The organism is Nosocomiicoccus sp. HMSC067E10, from assembly GCF_001810835.1.
Lineage (GTDB): Bacteria > Bacillota > Bacilli > Staphylococcales > Salinicoccaceae > Nosocomiicoccus > Nosocomiicoccus ampullae_A.
In genome coordinates this window covers 1-26,587 of the sequence record NZ_KV802750.1, presented here as the reverse complement: position 1 = coordinate 26,587, position 26,587 = coordinate 1, and the positions used below count along the sequence as shown (strand labels likewise).

Sequence of the window (26,587 nt, the reverse complement as noted above, 5' to 3'; positions counted from 1 at the left end):
CTAGGTTGATTATAAAATCTTCCATTCAAAATCATCTGTCGTTTTAAAAAATAAAATAAACATGACGACTGCTATAATACCTAGTGCAGCAGTAGAAATAATCGTTTTATATTTAAAAAATAATTCAGTCATAAGACACCTCTTTATATACATATGCTGTCAAAAGCTGAATTATCTTTTTTTATTTTTTTACGATGTAAAAAGTGCGTTCTGAATAGTCTCGAATAGTTCCATCAGAATCGAAATCACTAAACGCTTTTACTAATTTAAAATTCAGTGCCTGTAATACATTTAACACAGTATCATGAGTAAATGTTCGTTGATAATGAGATTCAAAATATCTTTCATATAAATCATCTTCATTTTTAATAAAAAACGTTAGCTCATGATGAAGAGACAAATCATCATCTTTTACTGTATTCCAAATATAGACGAAATCATCACTTTCATCCGTAAACATTTCGCCTTCAATCATCGCATTTACTTTACTCTCACTATGAATATCAAAAATAAAGACTCCGTCGTCATTTAAATGTTCGTATACATTTAGAAGAACGCGTTTAAATGAATCTAAGTCTTCGACATAATTTAAGACGTCGACTGTCGCGATTACCAAATCAAATGATTCATTTAGCTTAAAATTTTTCATATCATTAACAAAATATTGACTAGAGTCATCATTTCTCGTGGCGATTTCAATCATCGTTTCAGAATTATCGATCCCTATCTTTTTAGATGCAGTTAACTGTTTTAAAATTTCACCTGTACCACATCCAACATCTAGAATTGACGTGTTTTTGTTAAATGGTTCTATAATATCAATCCATAAACTGTATGGGATGTCATAATTCATAGCTTCGTATAAATAGCTAAACGCCTCATACTTAGAGCTCAACCGCTTCACCATCATAATATAGACGCTCTAAATTATAGTACTCACGCTCTACTTTTGTAAAGATATGTGCGATAACATCTCCTAAATCGACTAGAATCCATTTACCTTCTCGCGATCCTTCAACCGAAACTTGGAGGTCGTTATCTTCTGCAAGTGCTTCTAAAGCACCTGCAATTGCTTTTACTTGACGGTCTGATGATCCGTGACAAATGAATACGTAATCCGCAATTGTACTCGATTCTCTAACATCAAATACTCGAATATCTTCCGCACGTTTACCATCGACTGCATCAATTGCTAAATCTAATAATGTTTTACTTTCCAAAGTATCCATCCTTTTTAATTATAATAGTTATAACACTTAAACGTTTCACTATATATTTTTACACCTTGTTCTGCTAAATAACAGATATTTCTTCTCGTAATTTCAAATACCGCACGTTCTAAATCGTGATCGTTATATACGATATCTCTAATGTCTTCAACACCAGGTGTTGTTCGAGCGGGTTCAATATAATCTGCGACAAAAATAATTTTTTCAACTAAATTCATGTCTGCACGACCAGACGTATGATTTTTAATAGCGAGAAGAATTTCTTCATCGTGAATATTAAACTCTTTTTCCATTAAAAATGCTGCGATAGGTCCATGTAAAATCGCACTCGTGTATAGTTGTAGTTCGTCATCTAAACTATTCTCTTTAACGATTTCATGCATATCATTTAAGTCGTCATACTTACAGTAATCATGTAAAAGACCAGCAAGATGACATTTCTTTTCATCTGCTTTAAACAATCGTGCCATTAAAACGGCCGTTTCAGCAACACGCAAGGAATGTGCGAATCGCTTTTCAGGCAACTTTTCTTGTACGAGTTGTTTTGCTTCAAGCTCATTCATATAGCTCGTGCTCCTTAATATAATCAAATACGTTCTTATGAACGAGATGACTATAATAATCGTCATTTCCGATACGTTTACGTATTTCGCTAGAACTCACTTCAATTATAGGTACTGTTGCTGTTAGAAATGGTGCAGTAATATTTGTCTCTTCCATCGTACGTTTTAATACAATAAACTGCGCAATTTCAAGTAGTTCTTCGTGCTTATACCATCTATCAAATGCGTGAAACTGATCTTCTCCCATAATAAAATAGAGTGTATCATTCGGGAACTTTTCTTTTAAATAACACATCGTATCATACGTATAGCTTTTACCTTTATGTTCAAGTTCGAACATGTCAATAGAAATAAAGTCTAAATCTTTAGTCGCACGTTCAATCATTTTTAAGCGGTCCGATTCATGAATCGGACGGTCCGCTTTATGTGGTGATTGAAATGCTGGGACGATAATTACTTCATCTAAATCAAAATGACGTTTTGCTTCAACGATTAAATGAGTATGCCCGATATGAATCGGGTCTAGTGTCCCACCAAACACTCCGATTTTTCTCATGGTAATTGAATCGTCTTCTCTTCTTTGTTTTCTTTATACAAAACGATAATACTTCCGATAATTTGAACTAAATGACTGTCTGTACCAGACGCTAATTTCTCAGCGATCTCTTTTTTGTCGTACGGACAGTTTTGAAGTATAGAAATTTTTAATAGTTCATGACTATTAAAGTAATCGGAAATTTGATCATTGAATTCATCAGTTACACCTAATTTACCGACTTGAAAGACCGGTTTTAAATCATGTGCAAGTTTTCTTAAATATCTTTTTTGTTTACCAGTTAATGTCATCCATTATTCTCCTTTAAATACGTTCGCAATACTGACTTTACTTCTTCTCTATCTCCTACTTTTCCTGTCCATATTTCATATGACATCATCGCTTGATTTACGAGCATATCAAGCCCATTAAATGACGTTTTAAAATATGACATAAAAGGAGTGACTGCAGGATTATAGATTAAATCATAACCTACTGTACTTTCTATATTGGTCAGTTGATTTAGTTTAAACGTTTGAAAAGCATCTTCACTCTTTAAACCGAGTGGTGTTGCATTTATAACAATATCAAACGCCCCACCTTCAAACTCATCAATTGTTAACGCTGTAAAATCATGAGTTCTAAAACTTTGAAAACTTTCTTTACGGCGCGTAACAATTGTCACTTTAGAACCGAGCTCAAGGTGTGCAAGACACACTGCTTTTGACGCACCACCCGCACCTAGTATTAAAACGTTATCGTGTTTAATATCGTTGTCAATAATCGTTTGTTTATATCCAGATACATCTGTATTATACCCGTATAATTTATGATCTATTCGTTTAACTGTATTTACTGCGTAAATTTCCTTCGCATGACCATCTATCTCATCTAGATATTGGATAATTTCTTCTTTATGAGGTACCGTCACGTTTATGCCTAAAAGATTTTCTTTTTTCATAATTGCATCAATATTTTTTAGTTGCTCAGGTGTAATTTCTAATTTACCGTAGTTTAATGGATCATCGTTCTTTTTAAAATTAGTATTATGAATCAGTGGTGAATACGTATGATGTATTGGATAACCAATGACTGCATAGCTCATTTTACTTATCCTTAAATACCGTATGGCGTGCAATCACTTTTACACCTTTAGGTACTGTAACGTTTACTGTGATATCTTTATCCACTGTTATAAAACATAATCCACTAATTAAAATATCACTACGAACGTCTGTTTTAAATGTATATGTCTCACTATTATCAAGTAAAATAGGAGACTCTAATTCTGGTGGTGCAAGTAATCCATTGTAATGCTTACGATAAAATTCTTTCGCATTATCTAGTTTCGTACGATGAACGACAAGCTTATCACTACGATATATTGTAAAACTAGAGCGATTACCTGTTACAAAATCAATTTGTGCCAAGTTTGAAACAAATAAAGTTTGTCCTTCGTCTAATTGATATGTGAGTGGCTTAATTTCTTTTTTAGGCATAATATGTTTTACGTCGTCTAGAGATAACACCGTACTCATCGCACTTTTTGCAATAACTCCAGGAGTATCATACATAAACTGATTATTTCCAAGAGGTATATCGATCATACCAAGTGTCGTTCCAGGGATATTAGACGTCGTAATCACTTCTTTTTCACCTGTTGTTGCTTCTATTAATTTATTAATTAACGTAGATTTACCAACGTTTGTCGTACCAACTACATATACATCTTTACCTACGCTATATTGATTGATTTGTTCGATCAAATCATCTAATCCAAAACCTTTTGCACCTGAAACAACGACTGTTTCATTGGCAATAATTCCTTCATCTGCAAGCATCTTTTTAAGGCGATTCAATAAACGACTCACATTAGTAGATTTAGGAAGAAGATCAATTTTATTTACCGCAACGATAATTTTCTTATTTCCAACGATACGGTTAAACGATGGAATAATACTACCTTCAAAGTCAAACACGTCGATCACTTTAACGATAACTCCGTCTTTTTCATAAATCGAGTTTAACATCGTCATAAATTCCCCAGATTCAATATTAACGTCAGGTGTCTCATTATAATTTTTTAAACGAAAGCAACGTCTACAAATGACGTCTTCTTCGTGAATACGACTTTTTGGTACAAACCCGCTTTCATTTTCATCTTCAGACTGTAGTACTGCGCCGCAGCCGATACATTTATATTCAGTCATTTAATAGTTCCTCCAATTTAGTAAGTCCTCATCAGCTATCCATTTCATAATACGTCGTTCCATACGGCGGTTAAACTTCGTAACAAAAGCGTCTTTCTCTTTTACAGGTAACACTAAAATACTATCGATTCCAGTTCTATTGGCACCGAGTACGTCTGTCATCACTTGGTCTCCAATCATTACAACTGCTTTCTTCTTCACACCGAGCTCTGTAATTCCTTTATGGAAGCCTCGCATTGCTGGTTTTCTCGCTGTATGAATGTACTTCAAATCTGAGTCTTTACAAAAGCGTTCGACCCTTTTTTTTCTTCCGTTAGATAGAATAAGAACTTGAATACCATCTTCTTGTAACGTTTCTATCCATTCGATGACTTCATCGTTAATATCTGGATCATCAAAAGCGACGAGTGTATTGTCTAAGTCAATCATCACTGCAGTTTTGTCATGTGATTTTAAATAATCAGATGTAATGTCAGTAAAACGATTGACGTAATCACTTGGCAAAAAATAATCTTTTAACACAGTTTTCATATCATTAACCTCTTAATTTTTAAAAATAAAAAGCGCCCAAAAAAGGCGCCGTCTCAATTACTCTTCAATTCCTTGTGTGTGTTCAACTTCAGTTTCTTTATAAATAAAGAAACCAACAATTGTAGTTACAATTAAGGCAAAAACCATAAGAAATAGCATTACTTTACCCCTCCGAATCACAGTTTCTCTAATACTAATTTTACCGTGTTAGATGAGTGAATACAAGCTTTTCTAAGAAACTCATCATAGTTCATATCCGCTGAACCATCTGCTTTGTCACTCATCGAACGTAATATTAAATACGGTGTTTTAAATTGATAACACGTTTGTGCAATCGCAGCAGATTCCATATCGACTGCTTTTGCATTACTGAACGCATTTAAAATCTTTTGTTTTTTATCATCTGTGTCGATAAATTGATCGCCACTAACGACTTCACCGACTGTATAGTTAATTTCATTGTATTCATTAAGTGCAAGTTTCGTAGCTTCTATAAAGCGCGTATCTGCTTCAAAGTTGAGTGGCATTGATGGTACTTGCCCTATTTCATAACCAAATGTTGTCGCTTCAACATCGTGGTGCGCAGTATGACTGCTTATGACCATATCTAAAATATCGAGTTCTTCAGCTAAACTACCAGCAACACCAGTATTAATGATCACATCTACGTTAAAAGTTTGTATTAATAACGCTGTAATAATCGATGCATTTACTTTACCGATCCCACTTTCAACGAGAACGATATTTTTATCTTGTAACGTACCTTCATAAAACTCAACGTGAGCAATATTAACAGTACGTGTAATGTCCATGTCATTTTTTAATATCTCTACTTCCGGTTGCATTGCTCCAATAATACCAATTGTATTAGTCAATTTTAACGATTTTCACTTTCATTTCGTTACCGTTTGGAAGTGGTACGTTTACTTCATCGTTTAATTTTGAGCCGATTAATGCGCCCGCAATCGGAGACTCATTTGAAATTTTACCTTCAAATGGATCTGCCTCTGCAGAACCGACGATTTTATAAGATTCTTCAGGTCCATTTGGTAACTCTTTAAATGTTACTGTTTTACCAATTTGAACTTCTGTATTATCGACGTTTTCTTCGATAATTTTAGCGTAACGAATCATCTCTTCAATTTTAGAGATTTCTTGCTCTACGAAACCTTGTTCATCTTTTGCTGCATCGTACTCAGAGTTCTCAGAAAGGTCTCCAAAACTACGTGCAACTTTAATCTTTTCAACGACTTCAGGTCGTTTTACTGTTTTTAAATGATCGAGTTCTTCTTGAAGTTTGTCAAATCCTTCTTGTGTCATTGGGTATTCTTTATTATTTAAATCCATGTTTTCACTCCGTTATTTACTTATAATTAATAGTCCATCGCCGACATTTAAAAATGACGCTGACGGATAGTTTTCATAAATGTATTCGTTAAATTGACGTACTTTATCACGTAGTTTAATTTTGTTTTTACTATGTAGATTCTCTTCTACAATTTGACCACGTAATAATATATTATCGACAACGATAATACCATCATCCGTAAGTAGTGGACTGTACTTTTCAAAGAAGAGCTTATTGTTACCTTTCGATGCATCGATAAAAAGCAAATCAAATGTATCTTCTAATTCGACTTCTTTTGCATCACCGAGTATACCATTCACTCTTTCACTTACACCGTGTTTTAAAAAGTTTTCTTTTGAAATGTCATATGAAGCTTCATCTTTCTCAATCGTCGTTAATGTAATATCTTTGTTGACACTGAGCATATGGAGTCCACTATATCCGATTGCTGTTCCGATCTCTAATATTTTTTTACGACGTGTTAATTGAATGAGTTGTTTTAATACAGTCAGTGCATCGCTATCGATAATTGGTACACGATTATTTACAGCGTACTCATAAACGTCTTGAAACGACTCAGTTTTTGTGTTCAATTGTTTTAAATATTCTTCTATAGTCATGTTTTCACCACAAAAATATACAACCGGCAAATCAATGCCAGTTGTAGATATTAGTTAGATATTAACATAAAGTTTTAAAAAGAGAAAGCGAAATCAGTCACCTTCTATATACTTTTCACGATTCTCTTGGTGTTCTTCATATGTTTCAGCGAAATGGTTAACTCCATCCTTATCAGCTAAGAAGTAGTAGTAATTCGTATTCGCTGGATTTAATACACTTTGAACGGACTCAGTTCCAGGTGCACCGATTGGCCCTGGTGTTAATCCTTTATGAATATATGTGTTAAACGGGTCATCGACTTCTAAGTCTTCGTATAAGACGACTTCTTTATGAATGCCTTTTGCGTATAAAACAGTCGGGTCCGTTTGAAGAGGCATCGATGGATTTTCAGCCATTCTGTTTAAAAACACACTCGTAATTTTAGCGCGATCAGCTAAACTCGTCGCTTCTTTTTCTACAAGTGAAGAGAATGTTAAGAATTCATGGAATGATAACTCTTCATTTTCTCCTTCATAGTTCACAGTGTATGTGACAGATTTATATAAGTTAAACGTATTACTTCGCGTGGCGTTTAACATTTGACGCACTAACTTATCTAAATCCGGCTGCTCTTCAGTGATATCGTAAGTCGCTGGATATAAGTACCCTTCGAGCGGATATTTAATATCTTCATCAAATATTTCATCCGTTAACATGTCTTTATAATCTTTTTGCAACTCTTTTAAATATTCTTTGTCTTGAACTAAGTTTATAAACTCATCTTTTTCAACTGGAAGTACTTCTTGTACGAGATCTCCAATTTCATCGACAGTATACCCTTCAGGCACTGTTAATTTATAATGCACCTCTTCGTACAACACACCAGTTTCTAATGTTTTTGCAATTGTTTCATAATCCATAGAAGGCGAAAGTTCAAATTCTCCCGCTTGATAGTTTGAAATGCTATTAAGTCTTAAGTAAAGTTTAAAAAACTTACTGTTTTTAATAATCCCTTTCTCTTCTAACATATTACTAATATCAGTCGATGAAGAACCTGCTGGAACTTCAACTCGTACGACCTCGGTTGAATCTTTGTCTAACGGCTTCATACCTTGCTTAATGTAAAACACGCCAAACAATGCTCCTAAAACGAGCATTGCAATAATCGCAAGGACGATGATTACCGAAACATAAGATGATACGTTTTTTGAAAATCTTAAATCATCATTGTTTGTCATAATTTCTCCTTATTTTTAAAAATTGCTCCCGAATTCACGGAAGCAATTATAATTATTCTTCAATATCGTCAAAGTTTGTGTTTACGATTTCTTCAATCATGTCCCACTCTTCATCAGATTCAACTGGTGCAAAGCGGTAATTTTCACCATCGTCTAAAGGTTCAGCAATCATAGGAATTAATTCGATTTGCTCATCATCATCTTCAGAGTTATAGTTGCTTTCTTCTGCAACAATTACGTATGTTTTGTCAAATCCTGGATGATGAAACTCCATTAATTTTCTGTAAAGTGTTTCATTACCTTCTTCATCGACAAGCGTCATTAACTCATCATCTGTGTTTAATTCAAATTCATTTGACATTAATATTCTCCTTTAATTAAATCGGTCTAAGTACCCTTGTAATATAAATACTGCAGCCATTTTATCGATCACTTTACTACGTTTTTTCCTCGATAAATCCGCTTCAAGAAGCGTGCGTTCTGCGGCCATCGTACTGAGTCGTTCATCCCACAATTCAACTTGAATTGTCGGAAACTTTTCTTTTAAAAGTTCAGAAAAATGAATCGAACGTTCGCCACTTTCACCGACTGAGTTATTCATGTGCTTCGGTAAACCGACGACAATCGTCGTAATATTTTCATCTTTAATAATTTTTGCTAGATCATTTAGACCAAAATCATTTTGTGCCGTATCGACCTTTAAAGTTGTTAACCCTTGTGCTGTCCAGCCTAAACTATCACTCACTGCAACACCAATCGTTTTAGTACCTACATCTAACCCAAGTGTTTTACTCATTGAGTTCACGTGTAATATAACTTTTCACGAGCACTTCCATAATCTCGTCACGTTCAATATGACGAATTTGGTTTCTCGCTTCGTTATGGCGCGGAATAAATGCCGGGTCACCACTTTGTAGATATCCTACAATTTGGTTTACAGGATTGTAGCCGCGTTCTTCAAGTGTTTTATATACATTCGAAAGGACGTTCTTGATATTCTCATTTTGTGCTTCTTCAATGTTAAACTTCATTGTCTTATTTAAATTATCCATGCAGTAACACTCCTCGACTACTTAAGTTAGATAGTGTTAGTATAACAAATTATTATATTATTAAAAACCATTTAGATAATCTTTAACGATTTGTAAAGCTTCTGACATATTTTCAGTGTTCGTTCCGCCACCTTGTGCCATGTCCGGGCGACCGCCACCTCTACCGTCAACGGCTTCAGCCATTTGTTTCATAATATCTCCAGCTTTTACGACTGATGTTTTATCTTTAGGCACCGTAACGATCATCGATACTTTACCGTCAACATTTGAAATGAGTGCGATAATGCTTTCTTGGTTTTTAGATTTAATGACATCCATCGTCTCACGTAGTTCTTTCACACTATCTACTGAAACTTCTGTCGCGATTAAATTAAATCCGTTAATGTCGAACGTTGCATCTGTTAAATCAGATAATGCATCTTTTTGAAGTTCTGATTTTAATGACTTTACTTCTTTCTCTAGTTGCTTCTTATCTTCAATTAATTGTTCAAGTTTAGAAATTGTATTTCCTGATTCTACTTTTAAGTGCGTATTTACGTCTTCAAGTACGTTGTCTTTATCTTCATAATATTCAACCGCATATTTTGAAGTGACCGCTTCGATACGTCTTACACCAGCACCAATTCCACTTTCTGAAATGATTTTAAAGAGTCCAATTTCTGATGTGTTTTTAACGTGGACACCACCACATAATTCAACGGAATACTGATCGATATCAACAACTCTAACAATATCTCCATACTTTTCACCGAATAATGCCATTGCCCCTTTACGTTTTGCGTCTTCAATTGGCATCTCGTTAATGTCTACGTAAAGTGAATCAAAGATTTTTTCGTTTACGATACGTTCAATCTCTTTTACTTCTTCTTTTTTAAGACCTTCAAGATGTGTAAAGTCAAAGCGTAGACGTTCTTTTTCAACGAGTGAACCTGCTTGATTCGCATGCTCTCCAACGACGTCTTTTAATGCTTGGTGTAGTAAATGTGTTGCTGTATGGTTTTTATTGATAAAGTTACGGCTTTCACGATCCACTGTTAACTCGTATGTTTCACCTGTTGTTATGACTCCTTCAGTAACAGTTACTGTATGGATGTTTTGTCCGTTTGGTCCTTTATATACATTTTTAACTTCCATTGTACCGTGTTCATTTTTAATGAAACCGATGTCTGCAACTTGTCCACCACTCACTGCATAAAACGGTGTTTTATCAAAAATTACGTCGACGTCATTACTTCCGTCATAATGATTGACAACTTCATCATTTGAAACGATGTAAAGCAGTTCAGCAGTTTCATTTAAGTGAGTATACCCCGTAAAGATACTCTCCTTATCTAATTTCTGGTACGTTTCTGATTGTACGTTCATCGATTCAGAAGATTTTCGCGCAGCGCGTGCACGTTCTCTTTGTCGTTCCATCTCTTCTTTAAAACCGTCAAGATCAACAGCAAGTCCGTCTTCTTCTGCGTACTCTACTGTCATTTCAACAGGAAATCCAAAAGTATCATATAGTTTAAATGCATCTTTACCACTAATTACTTCATCTTCTTTTAATGCTTTTTCTTTAACTGTACGGTAAATTTCAATACCTTCGTCAAGCGTTTGTAAAAATCTCGATTCTTCTTGTTGAATTACTTTTTTAATAAAGTCTTTATTTTCACCAATTTCTTTATAGAACGCGTTCATAACGTCGTCTACGACGTCAACTAATTTATATAAGAACGTTTCGTTAATCCCGAGTTCTTTTGCGTAACGCGTTGCACGACGAATGAGTCTTCTAAGCACGTATCCACGTCCCTCGTTGCCAGGTAACGCACCGTCACCAATCGCAAATGCAACTGTACGGATATGATCACTAATAACTTTAAACGCAACGTCATCCTTATCGTTATCACGATAAGTTTTACGAGAAGCTTTCTCGATTTCATTAATAATCGGAATAAATACGTCCGTATCAAAGTTTGTTGGTACGTTTTGGATTACGCTCGATAATCTTTCAAGCCCGAGCCCTGTATCAATGTTTTGACTTGGAAGTGGCGTATATGAATGATCGCTATTATGGTTAAATTCAGAGAATACTAAGTTCCAAATTTCTAAGTAACGTTCGTTTTCTCCACCTGGATACATTTCTTCTCTTGGTGTATCTCCTTCATATGATTCCCCACGGTCGTAGAATATTTCAGAGTTTGGTCCACATGGCCCTTCACCGATATCCCAGAAGTTTCCTTCAATACGGATAATTCGGCTTTCTTCAATACCAATTTTATCTTTCCAAATATGATATGACTCATCATCTTCAGGGTGAATCGTCACGTATAATTTATCTACTTCAAAGTTTAACCATTGATCACTCGTTAAAAATTCCCAAGCAAATTCAATTGCTTCCTCTTTAAAATAGTCACCGATTGAAAAGTTACCAAGCATTTCAAAGAACGTATGGTGTCTCGCTGTAAAACCGACATTTTCAATATCATTCGTACGAATCGACTTTTGCGCGTTTACAATTCTTGGATTGTTTGGCTTTTCAGTTCCATCAAAATACTTCTTTAACGTTGCCACACCTGAGTTGATCCACAGTAACGTGTCGTCGTTAACTGGTACTAAGCTTCTACTTGGTTCAATGTTGTGTCCTTTTGTTTCGAAAAAGTCTAAAAACATTTGACGTAGTTCGTTTGTTGAGATTTGTTTCATTTTAATTCCTCCTAAAATAAAAAATAGAATTCGCCCTTATTAAAAAGGGGCGAATTCTATCCGCGGTACCACCCAAATTATGAATGTTATTCATCACTTTAAGTATATAGTTGTGTGCACAAAGATCGATGCATTGCTCTCATCTACCGCAACGTTTCTGTATTTTCATCGAATAAAATAGTTCTAATATCAGTATAATTATAAAAATCATACGTCTTAAAGTCAATTGAAATCATACGGTGAAACACCTGACATGTTAATCATCGGGTCGATTCTTTTTTGCATGATTAATTCCATCGTTAATATATGATTATCTGTTTCTTCAATTGTCTCTTTTATATCTGTTTGTTTAAACATTTCTTTTAAATACGTTTTTAACATCGTTTGACGTTCGATACCTTCTTGGTTAATTGCATGGATAAAGGAATCTGGTTCACCGCATAAGACGAGGGATTCTTTTGCGCGCGTAATACCAGTATAAATAATATTCTTTTGTAACATATGATAATACTGTCTGACGATTGGCATAATGACAATTCGGTATTCACTACCTTGTGCTTTATGGATACTCGTACAATATGCGTGAGACAACTCTGAGTAATCTTTACGTTCATATACGATTTCTTGACCTAAAAAGTCTACCGTAATCGATTCTTTTGTGCCCGTTTTATCGTCTCGATATGTAATTTCTGTAATGATTCCACTGTCACCGTTAAACACATTATCTTCACGACGATTTTCAAGTTGAATGACTTTATCGTTTTCTCTATATATCTTATCTCCGAACTCGACTTCTTTTTTGTCTTCACTTGGAGGATTTAATACTTTTTGAATCGTTTGATTTAACACATTTATACCGGCAGGTCCTCTATAAATCGGTGCAAGCACTTGAACATCTTGCATCGTATACCCCTTTTTAACCGCACCCTTTACGACGATGTCAACAATATTTATAATGCCACTCGCGTCCGTTTGGAAAAAAGTACGATCTGGATGTCTCTCTAAAATATTTACTGGCAAGTTATTGTTAATTTGATACGCAAGTTGGATAATCGACGACGATTCCATTTGCCTGTATATCTTTTTTAGAATTGTCACGGGCACAGATTGTGATTCTATTAAATCTTTAAACACTGTTCCAGGACCGACTGACGGTAACTGAGCATCATCTCCAACGAAGACGATTTGCGTTTCTGGCAATACGTTTTTAATAAACTGATAAAACAACCACGTATCGACCATCGACATCTCATCGACGATTATTAAATCTGCATCGATAATATTGTCTAATATATCTGTCTCTTCAGTATCACGACCATATCCAATTAACCGGTGAATTGTCGACGCGCCTATACCTGTTGCGTCTTTCATTCGTTTTGCTGCACGTCCTGTTGGTGCGGCAAGCTTTATTGGATACTCTTCACCTTCAAAGTCGATAAACTTATCTATATTATGTAAAATTCTATACACCTCAATAATCCCTGAAACAATTGTTGTTTTACCTGTCCCTGGTCCACCTGTTACGACAGATATCGGATTAAGAATCGCATGCTTTATTGCTTTTTGTTGTTCATCATTAAATGTAATTTCTAACGACTTCTCGACTTGTGAAATCACTGTTTCAATACGTGAATGACTATACGATTCTACTTTTAGTTGACTAAGTCCATAAACTTTTTCAGCAGATTTACGTTCGCTAATAAAAAACAATTTTAACGTCACTTTATTGTCTCTTATTACTAATTCATCTTTTTCAGCGAGCTCGTCAATACGTTTATGAATGTCAGATGCTGAAAAATAAATCGAACGATTATTTAATATATTTAAAGATAGATCGATTAAATCGTTTAACTCTACGTACGTATGTCCGACTTCATTTAACTCTGTCTCTAATGCGTATTTAATTCCTGCATCGATTCTTTCGGTTGAATTTGGTTCGATACCTGCTTTAATTGCGATTTCGTCCGCTTTTTTAAATCCGATACCGAATATATCTTCGACGAGCTTGTATGGATTATTTTGTAGAACGTTTAATATATCTTCTTTATATGTATCGATAATTTTAGCGCGTTTTGAAGGTGCAATACCAAGCTCAATCATCATTAAATCCGCACGAGTCGTCGATTCGTTTTCAACGACTGTTCGGTATATTGTTTCTTTTCGTTCTTTTGTCAGACCCTTTACTCGGTCTAAATTCGACTTGCTTTCTATTATGAGTTCTAACGTCTTGTCACCGAGCGTATTTACGATGTTTTCTGCTGTTTTTTGGCCGACACCTTTAAACTTTTCACCAGATAAGTATTGTATGATTCCTTCTTTTGTCTGCGGGACATTCTTTTTAATTTGCCGTGCACTAAACTGTTTACCAAACCGTGCATGTTCGACAATTTCGCCTGTAAATGTGTACGTTTCATGTTCATCGACATGATGAAAATTCCCAGTGATGATCGTCTCTTCTTTTAATTCTGTGTTCGTTTCTTCGATAAAGACACGCATGACGTAGAAGTGATTATCATCATTATGAAATATTATTTTGTCGACAGTTCCAGTAACGAATAAATCATCTTCTATCGTCAATTGTGTCATCATTATCCCTCGTTTATATTTTTTATGCCGTTATGTGCAAGTATATGGTCTGGTTTGATTTGAATTGCTTTTTCAAAATGTCTTTTTGCTGCATCTTTATCGTCATATTTTGTCCATTTAATAAGTCCTAAGTTATATTCTGCGTCGGCATAATCGTATTTGTCCGTAATATTCGTAAGTAAAATTTCACCTTGATCGAGTAAGCCGAGCTGGCAAAGTGTTAACGCATATTGAAATACGAGTTCATAGTCTTCTTTATCCGCTTCATACATCGCTTCAAAAAACGGAATAGACATACTTAAATTTCCTTCATGGACATGCGTCATCGCGAGTAAATAGTTAATGTCCTTATCATCATTAAACGTATCGTAAATACTTAAGAGTAGCGTACGTGCATCTCTATATTTGCCTTCATTAAAATACATATTACCGAGTGTAAAATATGCCGCAGAATTATTCTTATCCAGTTCAATTGCTTTTAGTAAGAAGTTGTTCGCCTCTTCGAGTTTACCGATGTTATATAGAACAGAACCTCCGTTAATATAGTGCGCCGGATTTGTCGGATCCTCTTCAATAGAATCAAAAATTTTCTTTAACGCTGTTTCGTAATCGCCTGCTTGAATAAAATCTTCGTATTTAAAACTCATGCTAAATACTCCAGTTTCTCTTCACCGTTAAACACTTCGTCAATCGTCGCGCCACCAATTACTCTGTCACCGTCGTATAATACAACTGCTTGACCTGGTGTGACTGCGCGTTGTGGTGCTTTAAACGTTACTAAAATTTTATTGTCATCTAATTTCTTAACAGATACGGCACTATCCGCTTGGCGATATCTAAACTTCGCATTTGCATCAAATTCGTCGGGCATATCATTAATGAAGTTAACGTCTTCAGCGATAAGACTCGTTGAGTATAATTTCTCATTATGGAATCCAGTAACGACGTATAATTCATTCGTTTCTAAGTTTTTACCTGCGACAAAATATGGTCCACCCGGTCCACCAATTCCTAAACCTTGGCGTTGACCGATTGTGTAGTACATAATTCCGTCGTGTTTGCCTTTTTCTTCGCCAGTTTCCATGTCGATTATTTTTCCTGGTTTAGCTGGTAAATAATTTGAAAGGAATGTTTTAAAATCTCTTTCTCCGATAAAACAAATTCCTGTGGAATCTTTTTTATCTTTCGTTGCGAGATCAAATTTATGTGCGAGTGCACGAACTTCTTTTTTATCAATTTCACCTAACGGGAATAGTGTTTTACTTAACTGTTCTTTCGTTAATTGGTTTAAAAAGTATGTTTGGTCTTTATTGTCGTCGACACCTTTAAGCATCGTCACTTCACCGTCGTGATTCACTCTCGCATAGTGCCCTGTCGCTACAAAATCTGCACCGAGTTTCATCGCGTGATCTAAAAATGCTTTAAACTTAATTTCTTTATTACACATGACGTCTGGATTCGGTGTACGTCCACGTTTATATTCTTCTAAAAAGTATTCGAATACTCTATTGTAATATTCTTTTTCAAAGTTGACTGAATAGTATGGTATACCAATTTGTTCAGCGACTTTTCTGACGTCCTCATAATCGACTGTCGCTGTACAGACACCAAACTCATCCGTATCATCCCAGTTTTTCATAAATATGCCGATGACGTTATACCCTTCGTCTTTTAACAGTTTCGCTGTGACTGAAGAGTCAACGCCACCACTCATTCCAACGACGACTGTCGTATCTTCTTTTCTCTTCATTTATATTCAACCCTTTATTTTAATCGATCATATAATTTCTTTAATGACTGTATTGTTTTTTCTATATCATCTTCAGTCGTTAAATGACTAAAACTAATTCTAAGTGAATGTGCCGCACGGTTTTCATCATACATTTTTGTAATAACGTGTGACGGTGTTACAGTTCCAGCGTTACATGCACTACCACCTGATATATAAATACCCTCTAAATCTAATGCCGTGAGTAAAAGTTCCGTTTCTGAAAATGGCACGTAAATGTTTAAAATATGTGGAGATTGACTGTTTAAATCACCGTTTACTTTAAACTCAACGCCCGCTTCTTTTAATCCATCTATGAGCTTCTCTTTACGAGATAAAATCACGTTGTTTCTTTCATCTTTTAACTGAACTGCTTCTAATACAGCTTCACTCATCGCATAACTGTAAAGCAAGTTTTCAGTACCTGCACGGCGTTCTCTTTCTTGTTTACCACCGACGAGTTGTGCGTGTAAATGCGTGACGCTTCTTACATATAATACCCCTACACCTTTCGGTGCATATAATTTATGACCACTCATACTCATTAAGTCCACACCTAAATCGTCGACATTCACATTTACGTGACCGACTGCTTGTGCAGCATCAACATGAAGTAATACATCTTCTGGTAGTGATTCTTTAATCTCTTTTACCGGTTGGATTGCTCCTGTTTCGTTGTTGACGTAATGTAATGAAACGAGTGCTGTATTTTCATCGATTTTCTTATTTAATTCGTTTAAATTGATGAGACCATTTTCTTGTATAGGCACATATTTTACATGTGTTTTTAACCCTTTAACCGTTTCTAATATCGACATATGCTCTACTTCTGTCGTAATTACATTGACTTCTCTATTAAAGTGAGAGAGTGTCCCTCGAATGGCTAAGTTGTTAGACTCTGTTGCACCACTCGTAAATATAATCTCCTCAGGTTTTGCACCAATTGCTTCAGCGATTTTTTGTCGATTCTCTTCTAAAAACGCCTTAGCTTCTTTACCGATTCGGTGAATACTTGACGGATTTCCATATATATCAGAATGTTCTAGCATTCCTTTTATGATTTTTTTATCGACTGGTGTTGTTGCAGCATAATCTAAATAAACAGCCATAACACTTCTCCTTTAAAACTTAGTTTAGTAGAGATTTTACCATTTTTAACGTTATAAATATAGTCGACTGCTCTGAGTCGTTTCTTTAGATAAATTACGTCAAGTCTTGTAAGTTATAGAGTATATAAAAGGGAGAGATTAAATGAGTAAACCAGTCAATATATCAGTATTAAACTTAGTCTATGTACGTGAAGGATACGATTCAAAAGATGCATTTACACGTATGCGTCTTTTAGCAGAAGCATTAGATGATTCTAGTTATAAACGTTACTGGATCAGTGAACATCATAATATGAAATCTATCGCATCTAGTGCGACAAGACAACTCATACAGTACACGTTACAACATACTAAAAGAATTCGCGTCGGAAGTGGCGGCGTCATGTTACCAAATCATACGCCGTATATTGTCGCTGAAGAATTCGGTACGATGTACGAATTATTTGGAGACCGTTTAGATATTGGTCTTGGCAGAGCACCTGGAACAGATCAAGTAACAGCAAACGCGATTCGCCGTGGTAACCATCAAGGTATCTTTGACTTTGAAGAAGAAATTCGTGAGTTACAATTCTTTTTATCTGATAAAGAGTCGCAAGTCATCGCGAACCCAGGTTTAAACACAAATATCCCGTTATATGTTTTAGGAAGTTCAACTGATTCAGCGTACATCGCCGCACGTTTAGGACTGCCATATGCGTTCGCTGCACATTTTGCACCAGCAATGATGGAAGAAGCATTTGAAATATATGAACGCAACTTTACACCGAGTGAGCAATTAAAAGAACCATATAAAATGGCGTGCTTAAACGTCGTCGTTCAAGACACACAAGAAGAAGCAGAATACGTCGTAACGAGCCATTATCAAAATGTTTACGGAATGATCACACATCACCGTGGTCCGATGAAACAACCCGTTACAAACATGGACGAGATTTGGTCAATGCAACATAAAGAAATCATACTCAATCAATTCCCAGTTCAAATACTTGGCGATAAAGAACAAGCACTTAAAGACCTAGAAGCATTTCAAAATAAATTCGACGTCGACGAAATCATCGCATCTACTGCGATTTATGATACAGACGCTTTTATAAAGAGCTATCAATTATTTGAAGACGTCGTTATAGAGTATAATAAAAAGCAATAAGACTATCTTATTGCTTTCTTTTTGATAAAATATAGTAAATTAAACCACTAAAAAATATGACTTGAATAATTAATATCGGTGCAATTAAAAATAATAGTTCACGCAATGTTTTCACCTATTCTTATAGTAATTATTGTTAACTCTTATTTTAGCACTCTTCTAGCGTTTCATCATCTCGTTTTAGATTGGAAGGAACATTATGATACGTAATCAATTTAAATATATTAACCGTTTTAGAGAAATTGCCATCTTGTTTTCTAAAACTGGACTTGGGTTTATTATCGAAGAAAGTGGCTTAGATAAGTTACTCTCTTTACCGAGTCGATTATTTAATAAAAGCCAAAAACAAGAAGAAGATAAAACAATCGCAGAACGTATTCGATTATTTCTAGAAGAAGCAGGACCTGCATACGTTAAACTCGGTCAAATCGCGAGTACGCGTGGTGATATATTACCGGAGTCATTCATTAAAGAATTAGAAAAACTTCAAAGTAATGTACCTCCATTTTCTAGCGAAATCGCAAGAGAGTTAATCGAACAAGAATTAGATATTAAAATCGAAGACACATTTTTAATATTTGAAGATGAACCACTCGGTTCAGCGTCGATTGGACAAGTCCACCGAGCAGTGCTAAAAACTGGTGAAGTCGTTGCGATTAAAGTTCAACGACCAAACATTGAAAGAAATATTCGTATCGATTTAGAAATACTTAAAACGATCGCACAAGTTGCTGAAAAGAACTTTAAATGGGCGAAACAATATCAAGTCACAGATATTGTCGATGAGTTATCCACTGCCATTATCCAAGAAATGGATTATACGTTAGAAGCGAGAAACATTAATCGTATTGAACGTCAGTTTAAAAATTCAGAGGACGTCAAATTCCCACACGTCTATGAAATGTTATCAAACAAAACGATCTTGACGATGGAATACTTTGAAGGGATTTTAATTCGTAAAGTCGATGAACTTTCGCAAAAAGGTTTTGACCGTTATCAACTCGCAGATACATTTGCGCGTACAATTTTCACACAAATATTTGAACATGGATTTTTCCATGCGGATATTCACCCTGGGAACATCATCGTTTTAAACGATGGTACGCTTGGTTTTATCGACTTTGGTATGGTCGGAAAACTGACAGATAACGTTAAACAAAACTTCGGAAGTTTACTCATCGGTTTAATGCAAAAGAATTCTAAGAAAGTTGTACGTTCAATTATACAAATGGGTGTTGTACCAGATGACGTAAATGTCGATGACTTATACGAAGAAGCAGAGCTTATGCAAGATAAGTATTATGATATTCCGCTGAAAGACCTAGAATTTGGAGATGCGGTTAGAGACTTATTTACAATTACAAATAAATACCATATCCATTTACCAAAAGACTTTACATTACTTGCTAAAACGTTAATTACGTTAGAAGGTAACATTGAAATTTTATATAAAGACTACAGCATATTATCTGTCGCTGAACCGTTTGGTAAAAAGTTATTACTTCAAAGATTAAACCCTAAACGCGTTGCGGAAGATAAGTTTGAAGACTGGATTTTGTTAACAGATATTGTTGAAGATTCTGTAACAAACATCCATCAATTTACGAAAGGTTTGAGTACGAGACGATTGCCGATCAGTCTAGAACTTAAGGAAGAAAAAAGTATCGGAAGACATTTAGACCGAACGATTAATAGAATTTCTTTTTCAATCGTCTTAATGTCACTCTCTATATTAATGGCCGGAATCATTGTCGGATCTTCACTACTTGGTCAAGGGTCGATACTCTACAAATTCCCGGTGATAGAACTCGGTACGATACTCGCAATTGCGATGTTCTCTTGGCTAATATTTACGATATTTAAAAGTGGACGAATGTGAAAACACCTCCCAAATTGGGAGGTGTTTAAATATAGAACATATAATCATCAAACTCGTCTGATTGATTCTCAAGATCATGTAACGTCGTATGACGCAGCACGTCGTGTGACGCATCTCGTATTCTTTTCCATAAGAATCTCTCGTTTTTTGTGTCTTTATCGTCTAACTCTATTGCGATTATATTTTCGCCGACAGCTTGGAATACGTCGAGCACTGTAATTTCATCTGGCGGATAATTTAACTCATAACCACCGTACGCTCCGCGCGTACTTTTTACTAAATCTGCTTTTTTTAGACACGCGACGATTTGTTCTAAATATAAGTCGCTTATTCCTCTTTCAGTCGCGACAGATTTCACTGAACGCTTTTTAACTCCATATTCAGATGCGAGGACGTTCATAAAATATAATCCGTAGCGCCCTTTAGTTGATATCTTCACGTCATCACCTCTTAGTCATATCTCTTATGTTATGATTATAATTATAACGAAAAAGTTGGTGAAAAATCTAATGTCAAATGAACCATTAAGTTTTCGCATGCGACCAAAAACGATCGATGAAGTACTTGGCCAAGAACATCTCGTCGGAGAAAAAGGAATTATCAGACGAATGGTAAATGCTAAAAGACTACAATCGATGATTTTTTACGGTCCCCCAGGTATAGGTAAAACGAGTATTGCGAACGCATTAGCTGGCAGTACTAAATATAAATTTAGAACGTTAAACGCGGTGTCTAGCTCTAAAAAGGATATGGAACAAATTGTTTTTGAAGCAGACATGAGTGGTAGCGTAATTTTAATGCTCGATGAGATCCACCGACTCGATAAAGGAAAACAAGACTTTTTACTCCCTCATCTAGAAAGTGGAAAAATCGTTTTAATCGGTGCGACGACGTCAAATCCGTACCACGTCATTAATCCTGCAATTCGCTCTAGAACACAAATTTTTGAACTACATCCATTAACAGATGAGGATGTTAAAACTGGACTCACGCGCGCTTTAAATGATAAGGAGCGTGGCCTTGGTAATTTAAATGTAACCGTAGATGATGATGCTTTAGAGCACTTTATCCATGCAGCAAATGGTGATATTAGAAGTGCATTAAACGGCCTAGAACTTGCAGTATTAAGTGATACAAATAAAGAGATTCACGTTACACTTGAAGACGCTAGAGATACGATGCAACATAGTCAATTCTTGCACGATAAAGACGGCGATCAACACTACGACGTAATGAGTGCTTTTCAAAAATCAATACGCGGTAGTGATGTCGATGCGGCACTTCATTATTTAGGACGATTAATAGAAGCAGGAGACCTCGTTACAATTGCAAGACGATTACTCGTCATTAGTTATGAAGATATCGGGCTAAGTAACCCGCAACTACCAAGCCGCACACTAGACGCGATCATCGCAGCAGAACGACTTGGATTCCCGGAAGCGAGAATACCTCTCGCACAAGCAGTTATAGATTTAGCACTCTCTCCAAAATCAAATACAGCAATCAAAAGTATCGACAGTGCTTTATCAGATATACGAAAAGGACATATCGGCGTCATACCAGACCATTTAAAAGACGGTCATTATAAAGGTGCAAAAGAACTCGGTCGTGCAATCGGATATAAATATCCGCATAACTACGATAACCACGTCGTAAAACAGCAATATTTACCAGATAGTTTAAAATCAAAACAATACTTTAAAGATACGGGATCATCCAAATATGAAAGTTATTTAAATGAGACGTACGAGAAATTAAAACCGTTCGTAAAATAAAAATAAGGCGAGTATCAATTGGATACTCGCCTTTTATATGTGATTGACGTTTCAATTTTACGCAAATCGCTTTTGCGTCAACGACTACACAGTTAATTTAACGATTACGGTATTTGTGTTAACGTATCGACTTACCCTTTTACATAAACCTGATTTATATCAAAAGATTAAAAAACAATTTTACGCAAATCCCTTTTACATAAAAGCATACTCAGTTATTTAAACAAATAAAGCGAGTATCAGCTAGATACTCGCCTAGCATCATACGGATACTCGCCTTTTATATGTGATTGACGTTTCAATTTTACGCAAAACGCTTTTACGTCAACGACTATCTCATTAATTTAACGATTAGAGCAATTGTGTTAACGAAACCGCAACCTCTTTTACATAAATCCGATTTATATCAAAAGATTAAAAACAATTTTACGCAAATCACTTTAACGTTAAAGCATCCTCAGATATTTAAACAAAAAACGAGTACCACCCAGATACTCGCCTTTTAGATTAAGATATTATTGTTAATTTGTTTTTTTAGTTGTTTTCGTTTTTTTAGTAAATCACATGATTTCGATGCGTTTTTAGCATTTAATTTTTGCTTTCTTTTCGTAATTATCTGACTGACAGATACCATCAAATCACGCAACCTTTCACGTTTATTTTTTTACTTTACTATAGTAACATACTTTAAAAATTTTTAAAGAATTTTATCTGATTTTTTTCAAAAAAAAGACAGTTACAAAGTAACTGTCTTTAAAACATCCGATAGCGTCGTGTGTTTTTGCCAGATGATTTGGCCTGCTTTGTGCAGGTGGGTGCCCTGCCAAATACTCATGAAGTCCCGTTAAATCCGGGCGTTCCAATTATATTCGGACGCCAAGCTCCCGATTTTATAGGTGTTAGGTCAAAATAAAACCGGCACATCACGAACGCATCAGATGTTTTACTTGTTATTATAATAGCATATACTGTGTATTCATGCAAAGAAATTGTATTTAATGAATCTGACATAAGTTAATATCGCAGTTTTCACAGTTAATAATTTTTCTTAATCGCTTAATATCTTTAATCGTAATAATCTTACGATTTACGTCAATGACACCCTCTTTTGTTAATTCTTTTAAATATCGATTCACGACTTCTCGGGATGTACTAGCGAGCATCGCGAGTTCTTGGTTTGTTAGCTTCGTGTCAATCACAATACCACTCTTCGTCTCTACACCAAACGAGTTAGATAATCGAACAAGGACGCTAGCAAGTGCACCGAGTTTTCCATATGAAAGTAAATCTCTTAGTTTAGAAGAGTGTCTTTGTCTTTCAATTTCAAGCCAACGCATCCATTCTATTGTATATGAATTATCTGAAAGTATTTTTTGTTCAAAAATCGAGCGTTCAATACGATATAGACGTACTTCAGTTTTCGATTTAGCAAACGTAGAATGACGCTTTGGTCCACAAAATAAAGTGATCGCTCCAAACAAACAATCTTCTTTTAAGTAATGGATTGCATTTTCTGATCCATCATCTTGCATTCTTAAAACAAATACTTCCCCAGTTTCAATTACATATATATGTTCTGTTGGATCTCCAGAGTGATAAATAAATTCGTTTTTCTTTAATTTTAATTCATTACCATTTTGCTTTATGTATTTAAGGATAAGTTCAGGTTTAAATAATTGAGAATTCGAGATAGTAATCACTTCCCTTTAAACAAAATTCTATCATATTTTGTGACTTTTATCACTTTTTACAGCATATATTGTGAACGTTTTCAAGAAAAACATCACAAATATCTATGAAATTGTTACGAAAATATGTCAAAGTGTGACTTTTATCACTTTTTTAAAAAGGTAAATACACTACAATAAAGGTATAAGAATACGGAATTGGAAGGTGAATAACTATGGCTGATAAAAAAGTCGTACATCAAAATGATGACAAAGAAATTGTAAAAAACGTAAATGTCACTGAAGATGTACATAATTTAGATTTACGAGGCACGTTTTTCTTTACGATGGCACTCGGCGCACTAATGTTAGTTTCTTGGCTAGGTGTATTCTGGTTATTTATGGAAAGAATGTAAAAAGGAAAGGTGAAATAAATGCATAAGTACGAAAAGATATGGTTAAGCTTTGGAACTGGTTCATTAATCTTATTCCTTGTTATTTTAGGAATTTCAGCAGTTCACCAAGGTCACTCACCTGCAGCATCAGGTATTGAAACAATTAACCCTGATCACGTGAGAGACGATGCAAGATTTAAAGAACCAGGTTTATATGAGTCACAAGAAGAAGGATTCGATTATGACTTATACATGGTCGCAAGCATGTTTAGATATGAACCTGCTGAAGTCGAAATCCCGAAAGGTTCTAGAGTTCGTGTAATGGTAACAACTCCAGACGTAATTCACGGTTTAGAAGTAGCAAAGACAAATATTAACATGATGGTAGAGCCGGGGTTAATCTCTAAATATCATGCAACGTTCAATAAAGAAGGCGAATTTTTAGTTGTATGTAACGAATATTGTGGGACTGGTCATACGGACATGACATCAATCATTAAAGTTGTCGGGAGTGAAGAATAATGGCGAAGTCTTATAAAAACACAACTCAAAATGAATTATACAAAGCAGACACAGTCATTAATAAAAAAGACGCGAAATTAGTTCTTGCGAACTTCTTATGGGTGATTTTTGCACTCGTAGTTGGTGGATTCGCAGGCGCATTACAAACATTTGTCCGTTCAGGATATTTTGAATTACCGTTTAATATTGGATACTACCAAATCTTAACGTTACACGGTGTAATTCTTGCATTAGTTCTTACATTCTTCTTTATTGTAGGATTCCAAACTGCTGTTGTTTCAAGAGCAATGGGTAGTTTAACTGACGGAGAAAGAAAGTCAGGTTGGATCGGATTTTGGTTAATGTCGATCGGTACGTTAATGGCAGCAGCCATGATCGCAACGAACCAAGCAACAGTTTTATATACATTCTATGCACCACTTCAAGCACATGGTATCTTCTATGTTGGTTTAACACTCGTTATCGTAGGTACATGGATTGCAACAGGTGCTCAGACAAAGCGTTACTTTAGATGGAGAAAACAAAATCCAGGTCAAAAAACACCTACGATTGCATATTTTGTTGCTATTAACAACGTCATGTGGTACGTATGTACCATCGGTGTCGCAACATCTGCGTTAACTCAACTTATCCCTTGGTCATTCGGATTAATCGATACAGTTAACGTAAAACTTACACGTACGTTATTCTGGTACTTTGGACACGCACTCGTATACTTCTGGTTATTACCAGCATACATGGTTTGGTATGCAGTATTACCTAAAATTATCGGAGTTAAAGGTTTTTCAGATAAACTTGCAAGACTTAGTTTCGTCTTATTCCTATTCTTCTCAATTCCGGTTGGTATCCACCACCAATTAGTTGAACCAGGAATCGATGCATTCTGGAAAGGACTCCAAGTTGTATTAACGTTCATGGTTATCGTACCATCTCTCATTACAGCATTTAGTTTATTTGCATCATTTGAAACATTCGGACGTAAAAATGGTGCGACAGGTTTATTCGATTGGTTTAAGAAATTACCTTGGAACGACTCAAGATTCGTATTACAGTTTGTCGGTATGTTATTCTTCGTACCTGGTGGTATCGGTGGTATCATCAACGCATCTGGTCAAATGAACCAGGTCGTTCACAACACGATGTGGGTCGTTGGACACTTCCACATTACAGTTGGTACACCAGTTGTATTAACTTACTTTGCAGCAATGATGTTCTTACTTCCGCACTTAGTCGGTGGTAGAATGACTAAACTTACAAACTCACTTGGTTTATGGTTAGCATACACGTGGGCATTAGGTATGGGTATTATGTCATTTGCAATGCACATGGCAGGTATCAAAGGTGCCCCTCGTCGTTCAACATTCTCTGAGTACGGTGGACATGCAGTTGCCGAAGAGTGGATCAGCTATCAATTACTACAAGCAATTGGTGGTTCATTCTTACTAATCGCTATCATCATCGCATTCTTCGCATTCTTCTTATCACTTAGAACACCGAAGACAGATGTTGTCGAAGAATTCCCTATCGCTCGATTTATGGACGATGGAGATGCACCACTTAAATGGGTTGAAAACTGGAGATTATTAATCATCATTACGATTTTCTTAGTCGTAATTGCATACACAGTTCCAATCTCACAAATCTTTACAGAAAACATTCCAGGATCACCAGGATTTAAAGCTTGGTAATCAAATACAAAAATAAGCTTAGCAAATTGTTGTGCTACCCAAAAGTTGGACTTTTGG

29 protein-coding genes and 1 other RNA gene are annotated in these 26,587 nt (G+C 35.5%); 6 read left to right on the top strand and 24 right to left on the bottom strand.

Annotated elements, in window-relative coordinates; genetic code table 11:
• Positions 1 to 9 precede the first annotated feature (9 nt).
• The 21 genes from HMPREF2767_RS08890 to HMPREF2767_RS01665 form a co-directional block, all read right to left on the bottom strand.
• Entirely contained in the window at positions 10 to 132 is a 123-nt protein-coding gene (locus HMPREF2767_RS08890) for a hypothetical protein (protein ID WP_256388411.1), read from the bottom strand.
• A gap of 49 nt (positions 133 to 181) precedes the next feature.
• A complete protein-coding gene (locus tag HMPREF2767_RS01760) occupies positions 182 to 853 on the bottom strand; it encodes a class I SAM-dependent DNA methyltransferase (RefSeq protein ID WP_168162108.1) in 672 nt (223 codons plus the stop codon).
• A gap of 31 nt (positions 854 to 884) precedes the next feature.
• Positions 885 to 1,220, bottom strand: coding sequence for a ribosome silencing factor (gene rsfS, locus HMPREF2767_RS01755; protein WP_102167356.1), 336 nt, complete (start codon positions 1,218 to 1,220; stop codon positions 885 to 887).
• Positions 1,221 to 1,234: 14 nt separating this feature from the next.
• Positions 1,235 to 1,792 (bottom strand): bis(5'-nucleosyl)-tetraphosphatase (symmetrical) YqeK, encoded by a 558-nt coding sequence (yqeK, locus tag HMPREF2767_RS01750; RefSeq protein WP_070456388.1) that lies wholly within the window; start codon positions 1,790 to 1,792, stop codon positions 1,235 to 1,237.
• Positions 1,785 to 2,348, bottom strand: coding sequence for a nicotinate (nicotinamide) nucleotide adenylyltransferase (gene nadD / locus HMPREF2767_RS01745; RefSeq protein WP_070622404.1), 564 nt, complete (start codon positions 2,346 to 2,348; stop codon positions 1,785 to 1,787). The genes yqeK and nadD overlap by 8 nt, the downstream gene beginning before the upstream one ends.
• Positions 2,345 to 2,638: a ribosome assembly RNA-binding protein YhbY gene (yhbY, locus tag HMPREF2767_RS01740; protein ID WP_068128226.1), complete on the bottom strand. Its 294-nt coding sequence runs from the start codon at positions 2,636 to 2,638 to the stop codon at positions 2,345 to 2,347. The genes nadD and yhbY overlap by 4 nt, the downstream gene beginning before the upstream one ends.
• Complete coding sequence (gene aroE / locus HMPREF2767_RS01735; protein WP_070622403.1) at positions 2,635 to 3,432, bottom strand: shikimate dehydrogenase; 798 nt, start codon at positions 3,430 to 3,432, stop codon at positions 2,635 to 2,637. Before aroE ends, yhbY begins: the two co-directional genes overlap by 4 nt.
• A 1-nt stretch (position 3,433) precedes the next feature.
• Positions 3,434 to 4,537 carry a ribosome biogenesis GTPase YqeH gene (gene yqeH / locus HMPREF2767_RS01730; protein ID WP_070622402.1) on the bottom strand — a complete coding sequence of 368 codons (1,104 nt, stop codon included), beginning with the start codon at positions 4,535 to 4,537 and terminating at the stop codon, positions 3,434 to 3,436.
• Positions 4,538 to 5,068, bottom strand: coding sequence for a YqeG family HAD IIIA-type phosphatase (locus HMPREF2767_RS01725; RefSeq protein WP_070622400.1), 531 nt, complete (start codon positions 5,066 to 5,068; stop codon positions 4,538 to 4,540).
• A 176-nt stretch (positions 5,069 to 5,244) separates the two neighbouring features.
• A complete protein-coding gene (locus tag HMPREF2767_RS01720) occupies positions 5,245 to 5,943 on the bottom strand; it encodes a 5'-methylthioadenosine/adenosylhomocysteine nucleosidase (RefSeq protein ID WP_083286810.1) in 699 nt (232 codons plus the stop codon).
• Positions 5,936 to 6,415 carry a transcription elongation factor GreA gene (gene greA, locus HMPREF2767_RS01715; RefSeq protein ID WP_040928411.1) on the bottom strand — a complete coding sequence of 160 codons (480 nt, stop codon included), beginning with the start codon at positions 6,413 to 6,415 and terminating at the stop codon, positions 5,936 to 5,938. The genes HMPREF2767_RS01720 and greA overlap by 8 nt, the downstream gene beginning before the upstream one ends.
• Positions 6,416 to 6,427: 12 nt before the next feature.
• Positions 6,428 to 7,036 (bottom strand): O-methyltransferase, encoded by a 609-nt coding sequence (locus HMPREF2767_RS01710; RefSeq protein WP_068128217.1) that lies wholly within the window; start codon positions 7,034 to 7,036, stop codon positions 6,428 to 6,430.
• Between the two features lie 93 nt (positions 7,037 to 7,129).
• Positions 7,130 to 8,254 (bottom strand): endolytic transglycosylase MltG, encoded by a 1,125-nt coding sequence (gene mltG, locus HMPREF2767_RS01705; RefSeq protein WP_068128215.1) that lies wholly within the window; start codon positions 8,252 to 8,254, stop codon positions 7,130 to 7,132.
• 52 nt (positions 8,255 to 8,306) lie between these two features.
• On the bottom strand, positions 8,307 to 8,615 hold the full coding sequence (locus HMPREF2767_RS01700) for a DUF1292 domain-containing protein (protein WP_068128213.1): 309 nt from the start codon (positions 8,613 to 8,615) through the stop codon (positions 8,307 to 8,309).
• Positions 8,616 to 8,627: 12 nt separating this feature from the next.
• Positions 8,628 to 9,050, bottom strand: coding sequence for a Holliday junction resolvase RuvX (ruvX, locus tag HMPREF2767_RS01695; protein WP_068128211.1), 423 nt, complete (start codon positions 9,048 to 9,050; stop codon positions 8,628 to 8,630).
• Positions 9,043 to 9,306, bottom strand: a complete 264-nt coding sequence (locus tag HMPREF2767_RS01690) for an IreB family regulatory phosphoprotein (protein WP_040928416.1) — start codon at positions 9,304 to 9,306, stop codon at positions 9,043 to 9,045. Before HMPREF2767_RS01690 ends, ruvX begins: the two co-directional genes overlap by 8 nt.
• A 60-nt stretch (positions 9,307 to 9,366) precedes the next feature.
• The gene (alaS, locus tag HMPREF2767_RS01685) at positions 9,367 to 11,994 is read right to left on the bottom strand and encodes an alanine--tRNA ligase (protein WP_070622398.1); all 2,628 of its coding nucleotides are present in this window, start codon (positions 11,992 to 11,994) and stop codon (positions 9,367 to 9,369) included.
• Between the two features lie 222 nt (positions 11,995 to 12,216).
• Entirely contained in the window at positions 12,217 to 14,583 is a 2,367-nt protein-coding gene (locus HMPREF2767_RS01680; RefSeq protein WP_246828754.1) for an SF1B family DNA helicase RecD2, read from the bottom strand.
• Complete coding sequence (locus HMPREF2767_RS01675) at positions 14,583 to 15,227, bottom strand: tetratricopeptide repeat protein (protein ID WP_070622394.1); 645 nt, start codon at positions 15,225 to 15,227, stop codon at positions 14,583 to 14,585. Before HMPREF2767_RS01675 ends, HMPREF2767_RS01680 begins: the two co-directional genes overlap by 1 nt.
• Entirely contained in the window at positions 15,224 to 16,330 is a 1,107-nt protein-coding gene (gene mnmA / locus HMPREF2767_RS01670; RefSeq protein ID WP_070622392.1) for a tRNA 2-thiouridine(34) synthase MnmA, read from the bottom strand. Before mnmA ends, HMPREF2767_RS01675 begins: the two co-directional genes overlap by 4 nt.
• Positions 16,331 to 16,344: 14 nt before the next feature.
• Complete coding sequence (locus HMPREF2767_RS01665) at positions 16,345 to 17,457, bottom strand: cysteine desulfurase family protein (RefSeq protein WP_070622390.1); 1,113 nt, start codon at positions 17,455 to 17,457, stop codon at positions 16,345 to 16,347.
• Positions 17,458 to 17,599: 142 nt separating this feature from the next.
• Between HMPREF2767_RS01665 and HMPREF2767_RS01660 the strand changes: the two genes are divergently transcribed.
• Positions 17,600 to 18,604 carry an LLM class flavin-dependent oxidoreductase gene (locus tag HMPREF2767_RS01660; RefSeq protein ID WP_070622388.1) on the top strand — a complete coding sequence of 335 codons (1,005 nt, stop codon included), beginning with the start codon at positions 17,600 to 17,602 and terminating at the stop codon, positions 18,602 to 18,604.
• 199 nt (positions 18,605 to 18,803) lie between these two features.
• Positions 18,804 to 20,483: an ABC1 kinase family protein gene (locus HMPREF2767_RS01655; protein ID WP_070622387.1), complete on the top strand. Its 1,680-nt coding sequence runs from the start codon at positions 18,804 to 18,806 to the stop codon at positions 20,481 to 20,483.
• A 25-nt stretch (positions 20,484 to 20,508) separates the two neighbouring features.
• Here HMPREF2767_RS01655 and HMPREF2767_RS01650 read toward each other — a convergent pair whose 3' ends face one another.
• Positions 20,509 to 20,922 (bottom strand): RrF2 family transcriptional regulator, encoded by a 414-nt coding sequence (locus tag HMPREF2767_RS01650; protein ID WP_070622385.1) that lies wholly within the window; start codon positions 20,920 to 20,922, stop codon positions 20,509 to 20,511.
• 70 nt (positions 20,923 to 20,992) lie between these two features.
• Here HMPREF2767_RS01650 and HMPREF2767_RS01645 point away from each other — a divergent pair, with 70 nt between their 5' ends.
• Positions 20,993 to 22,258 (top strand): replication-associated recombination protein A, encoded by a 1,266-nt coding sequence (locus HMPREF2767_RS01645; RefSeq protein ID WP_068128193.1) that lies wholly within the window; start codon positions 20,993 to 20,995, stop codon positions 22,256 to 22,258.
• A gap of 755 nt (positions 22,259 to 23,013) precedes the next feature.
• On the opposite strand, the gene ssrS is transcribed toward HMPREF2767_RS01645, so the two are convergent.
• A non-coding RNA gene (ssrS, locus tag HMPREF2767_RS01640) (6S RNA) lies at positions 23,014 to 23,202 on the bottom strand.
• A gap of 51 nt (positions 23,203 to 23,253) precedes the next feature.
• Positions 23,254 to 23,958 (bottom strand): Crp/Fnr family transcriptional regulator, encoded by a 705-nt coding sequence (locus HMPREF2767_RS01635; RefSeq protein ID WP_083302014.1) that lies wholly within the window; start codon positions 23,956 to 23,958, stop codon positions 23,254 to 23,256.
• A gap of 203 nt (positions 23,959 to 24,161) precedes the next feature.
• Between HMPREF2767_RS01635 and HMPREF2767_RS01630 the strand changes: the two genes are divergently transcribed.
• From HMPREF2767_RS01630 to HMPREF2767_RS01620, 3 genes are read left to right on the top strand one after another with little or no spacing between them, the layout of a single operon-like run.
• On the top strand, positions 24,162 to 24,341 hold the full coding sequence (locus HMPREF2767_RS01630) for a cytochrome c oxidase subunit 2A (RefSeq protein WP_070622382.1): 180 nt from the start codon (positions 24,162 to 24,164) through the stop codon (positions 24,339 to 24,341).
• Positions 24,342 to 24,359: 18 nt separating this feature from the next.
• Entirely contained in the window at positions 24,360 to 24,842 is a 483-nt protein-coding gene (locus HMPREF2767_RS01625) for a cupredoxin domain-containing protein (RefSeq protein WP_068128190.1), read from the top strand.
• Positions 24,842 to 26,530 carry a b(o/a)3-type cytochrome-c oxidase subunit 1 gene (locus HMPREF2767_RS01620; protein WP_070622380.1) on the top strand — a complete coding sequence of 563 codons (1,689 nt, stop codon included), beginning with the start codon at positions 24,842 to 24,844 and terminating at the stop codon, positions 26,528 to 26,530. Before HMPREF2767_RS01625 ends, HMPREF2767_RS01620 begins: the two co-directional genes overlap by 1 nt.
• Positions 26,531 to 26,587 lie beyond the last annotated feature (57 nt).

What these genes read in the sequence shown, in the direction of transcription:
- mnmA (WP_070622392.1), bottom strand. Translation starts at nt 16,330, where the DNA reads ATGAAGAGAAAAGAAGATACGACAGTCGTCGTTGGAATGAGTGGTGGC.
- HMPREF2767_RS01625 (WP_068128190.1), top strand. Translation starts at nt 24,360, where the DNA reads ATGCATAAGTACGAAAAGATATGGTTAAGCTTTGGAACTGGTTCATTA.
- HMPREF2767_RS01675 (WP_070622394.1), bottom strand. Translation starts at nt 15,227, where the DNA reads ATGAGTTTTAAATACGAAGATTTTATTCAAGCAGGCGATTACGAAACA.
- mltG (WP_068128215.1), bottom strand. Translation starts at nt 8,254, where the DNA reads ATGACAAACAATGATGATTTAAGATTTTCAAAAAACGTATCATCTTAT.
- nadD (WP_070622404.1), bottom strand. Translation starts at nt 2,348, where the DNA reads ATGAGAAAAATCGGAGTGTTTGGTGGGACACTAGACCCGATTCATATC.
- greA (WP_040928411.1), bottom strand. Translation starts at nt 6,415, where the DNA reads ATGGATTTAAATAATAAAGAATACCCAATGACACAAGAAGGATTTGAC.
- HMPREF2767_RS01660 (WP_070622388.1), top strand. Translation starts at nt 17,600, where the DNA reads ATGAGTAAACCAGTCAATATATCAGTATTAAACTTAGTCTATGTACGT.
- yhbY (WP_068128226.1), bottom strand. Translation starts at nt 2,638, where the DNA reads ATGACATTAACTGGTAAACAAAAAAGATATTTAAGAAAACTTGCACAT.
- yqeK (WP_070456388.1), bottom strand. Translation starts at nt 1,792, where the DNA reads ATGAATGAGCTTGAAGCAAAACAACTCGTACAAGAAAAGTTGCCTGAA.
- HMPREF2767_RS01700 (WP_068128213.1), bottom strand. Translation starts at nt 8,615, where the DNA reads ATGTCAAATGAATTTGAATTAAACACAGATGATGAGTTAATGACGCTT.
- HMPREF2767_RS01760 (WP_168162108.1), bottom strand. Translation starts at nt 853, where the DNA reads ATGAATTATGACATCCCATACAGTTTATGGATTGATATTATAGAACCA.
- HMPREF2767_RS01665 (WP_070622390.1), bottom strand. Translation starts at nt 17,457, where the DNA reads ATGGCTGTTTATTTAGATTATGCTGCAACAACACCAGTCGATAAAAAA.
- HMPREF2767_RS01680 (WP_246828754.1), bottom strand. Translation starts at nt 14,583, where the DNA reads ATGATGACACAATTGACGATAGAAGATGATTTATTCGTTACTGGAACT.
- HMPREF2767_RS01620 (WP_070622380.1), top strand. Translation starts at nt 24,842, where the DNA reads ATGGCGAAGTCTTATAAAAACACAACTCAAAATGAATTATACAAAGCA.
- HMPREF2767_RS01655 (WP_070622387.1), top strand. Translation starts at nt 18,804, where the DNA reads ATGATACGTAATCAATTTAAATATATTAACCGTTTTAGAGAAATTGCC.
- ruvX (WP_068128211.1), bottom strand. Translation starts at nt 9,050, where the DNA reads ATGAGTAAAACACTTGGGTTAGATGTAGGTACTAAAACGATTGGTGTT.
- HMPREF2767_RS01630 (WP_070622382.1), top strand. Translation starts at nt 24,162, where the DNA reads ATGGCTGATAAAAAAGTCGTACATCAAAATGATGACAAAGAAATTGTA.
- HMPREF2767_RS01725 (WP_070622400.1), bottom strand. Translation starts at nt 5,068, where the DNA reads ATGAAAACTGTGTTAAAAGATTATTTTTTGCCAAGTGATTACGTCAAT.
- HMPREF2767_RS01690 (WP_040928416.1), bottom strand. Translation starts at nt 9,306, where the DNA reads ATGGATAATTTAAATAAGACAATGAAGTTTAACATTGAAGAAGCACAA.
- HMPREF2767_RS08890 (WP_256388411.1), bottom strand. Translation starts at nt 132, where the DNA reads ATGACTGAATTATTTTTTAAATATAAAACGATTATTTCTACTGCTGCA.
- HMPREF2767_RS01645 (WP_068128193.1), top strand. Translation starts at nt 20,993, where the DNA reads ATGTCAAATGAACCATTAAGTTTTCGCATGCGACCAAAAACGATCGAT.
- HMPREF2767_RS01710 (WP_068128217.1), bottom strand. Translation starts at nt 7,036, where the DNA reads ATGACTATAGAAGAATATTTAAAACAATTGAACACAAAAACTGAGTCG.
- alaS (WP_070622398.1), bottom strand. Translation starts at nt 11,994, where the DNA reads ATGAAACAAATCTCAACAAACGAACTACGTCAAATGTTTTTAGACTTT.
- yqeH (WP_070622402.1), bottom strand. Translation starts at nt 4,537, where the DNA reads ATGACTGAATATAAATGTATCGGCTGCGGCGCAGTACTACAGTCTGAA.
- aroE (WP_070622403.1), bottom strand. Translation starts at nt 3,432, where the DNA reads ATGAGCTATGCAGTCATTGGTTATCCAATACATCATACGTATTCACCA.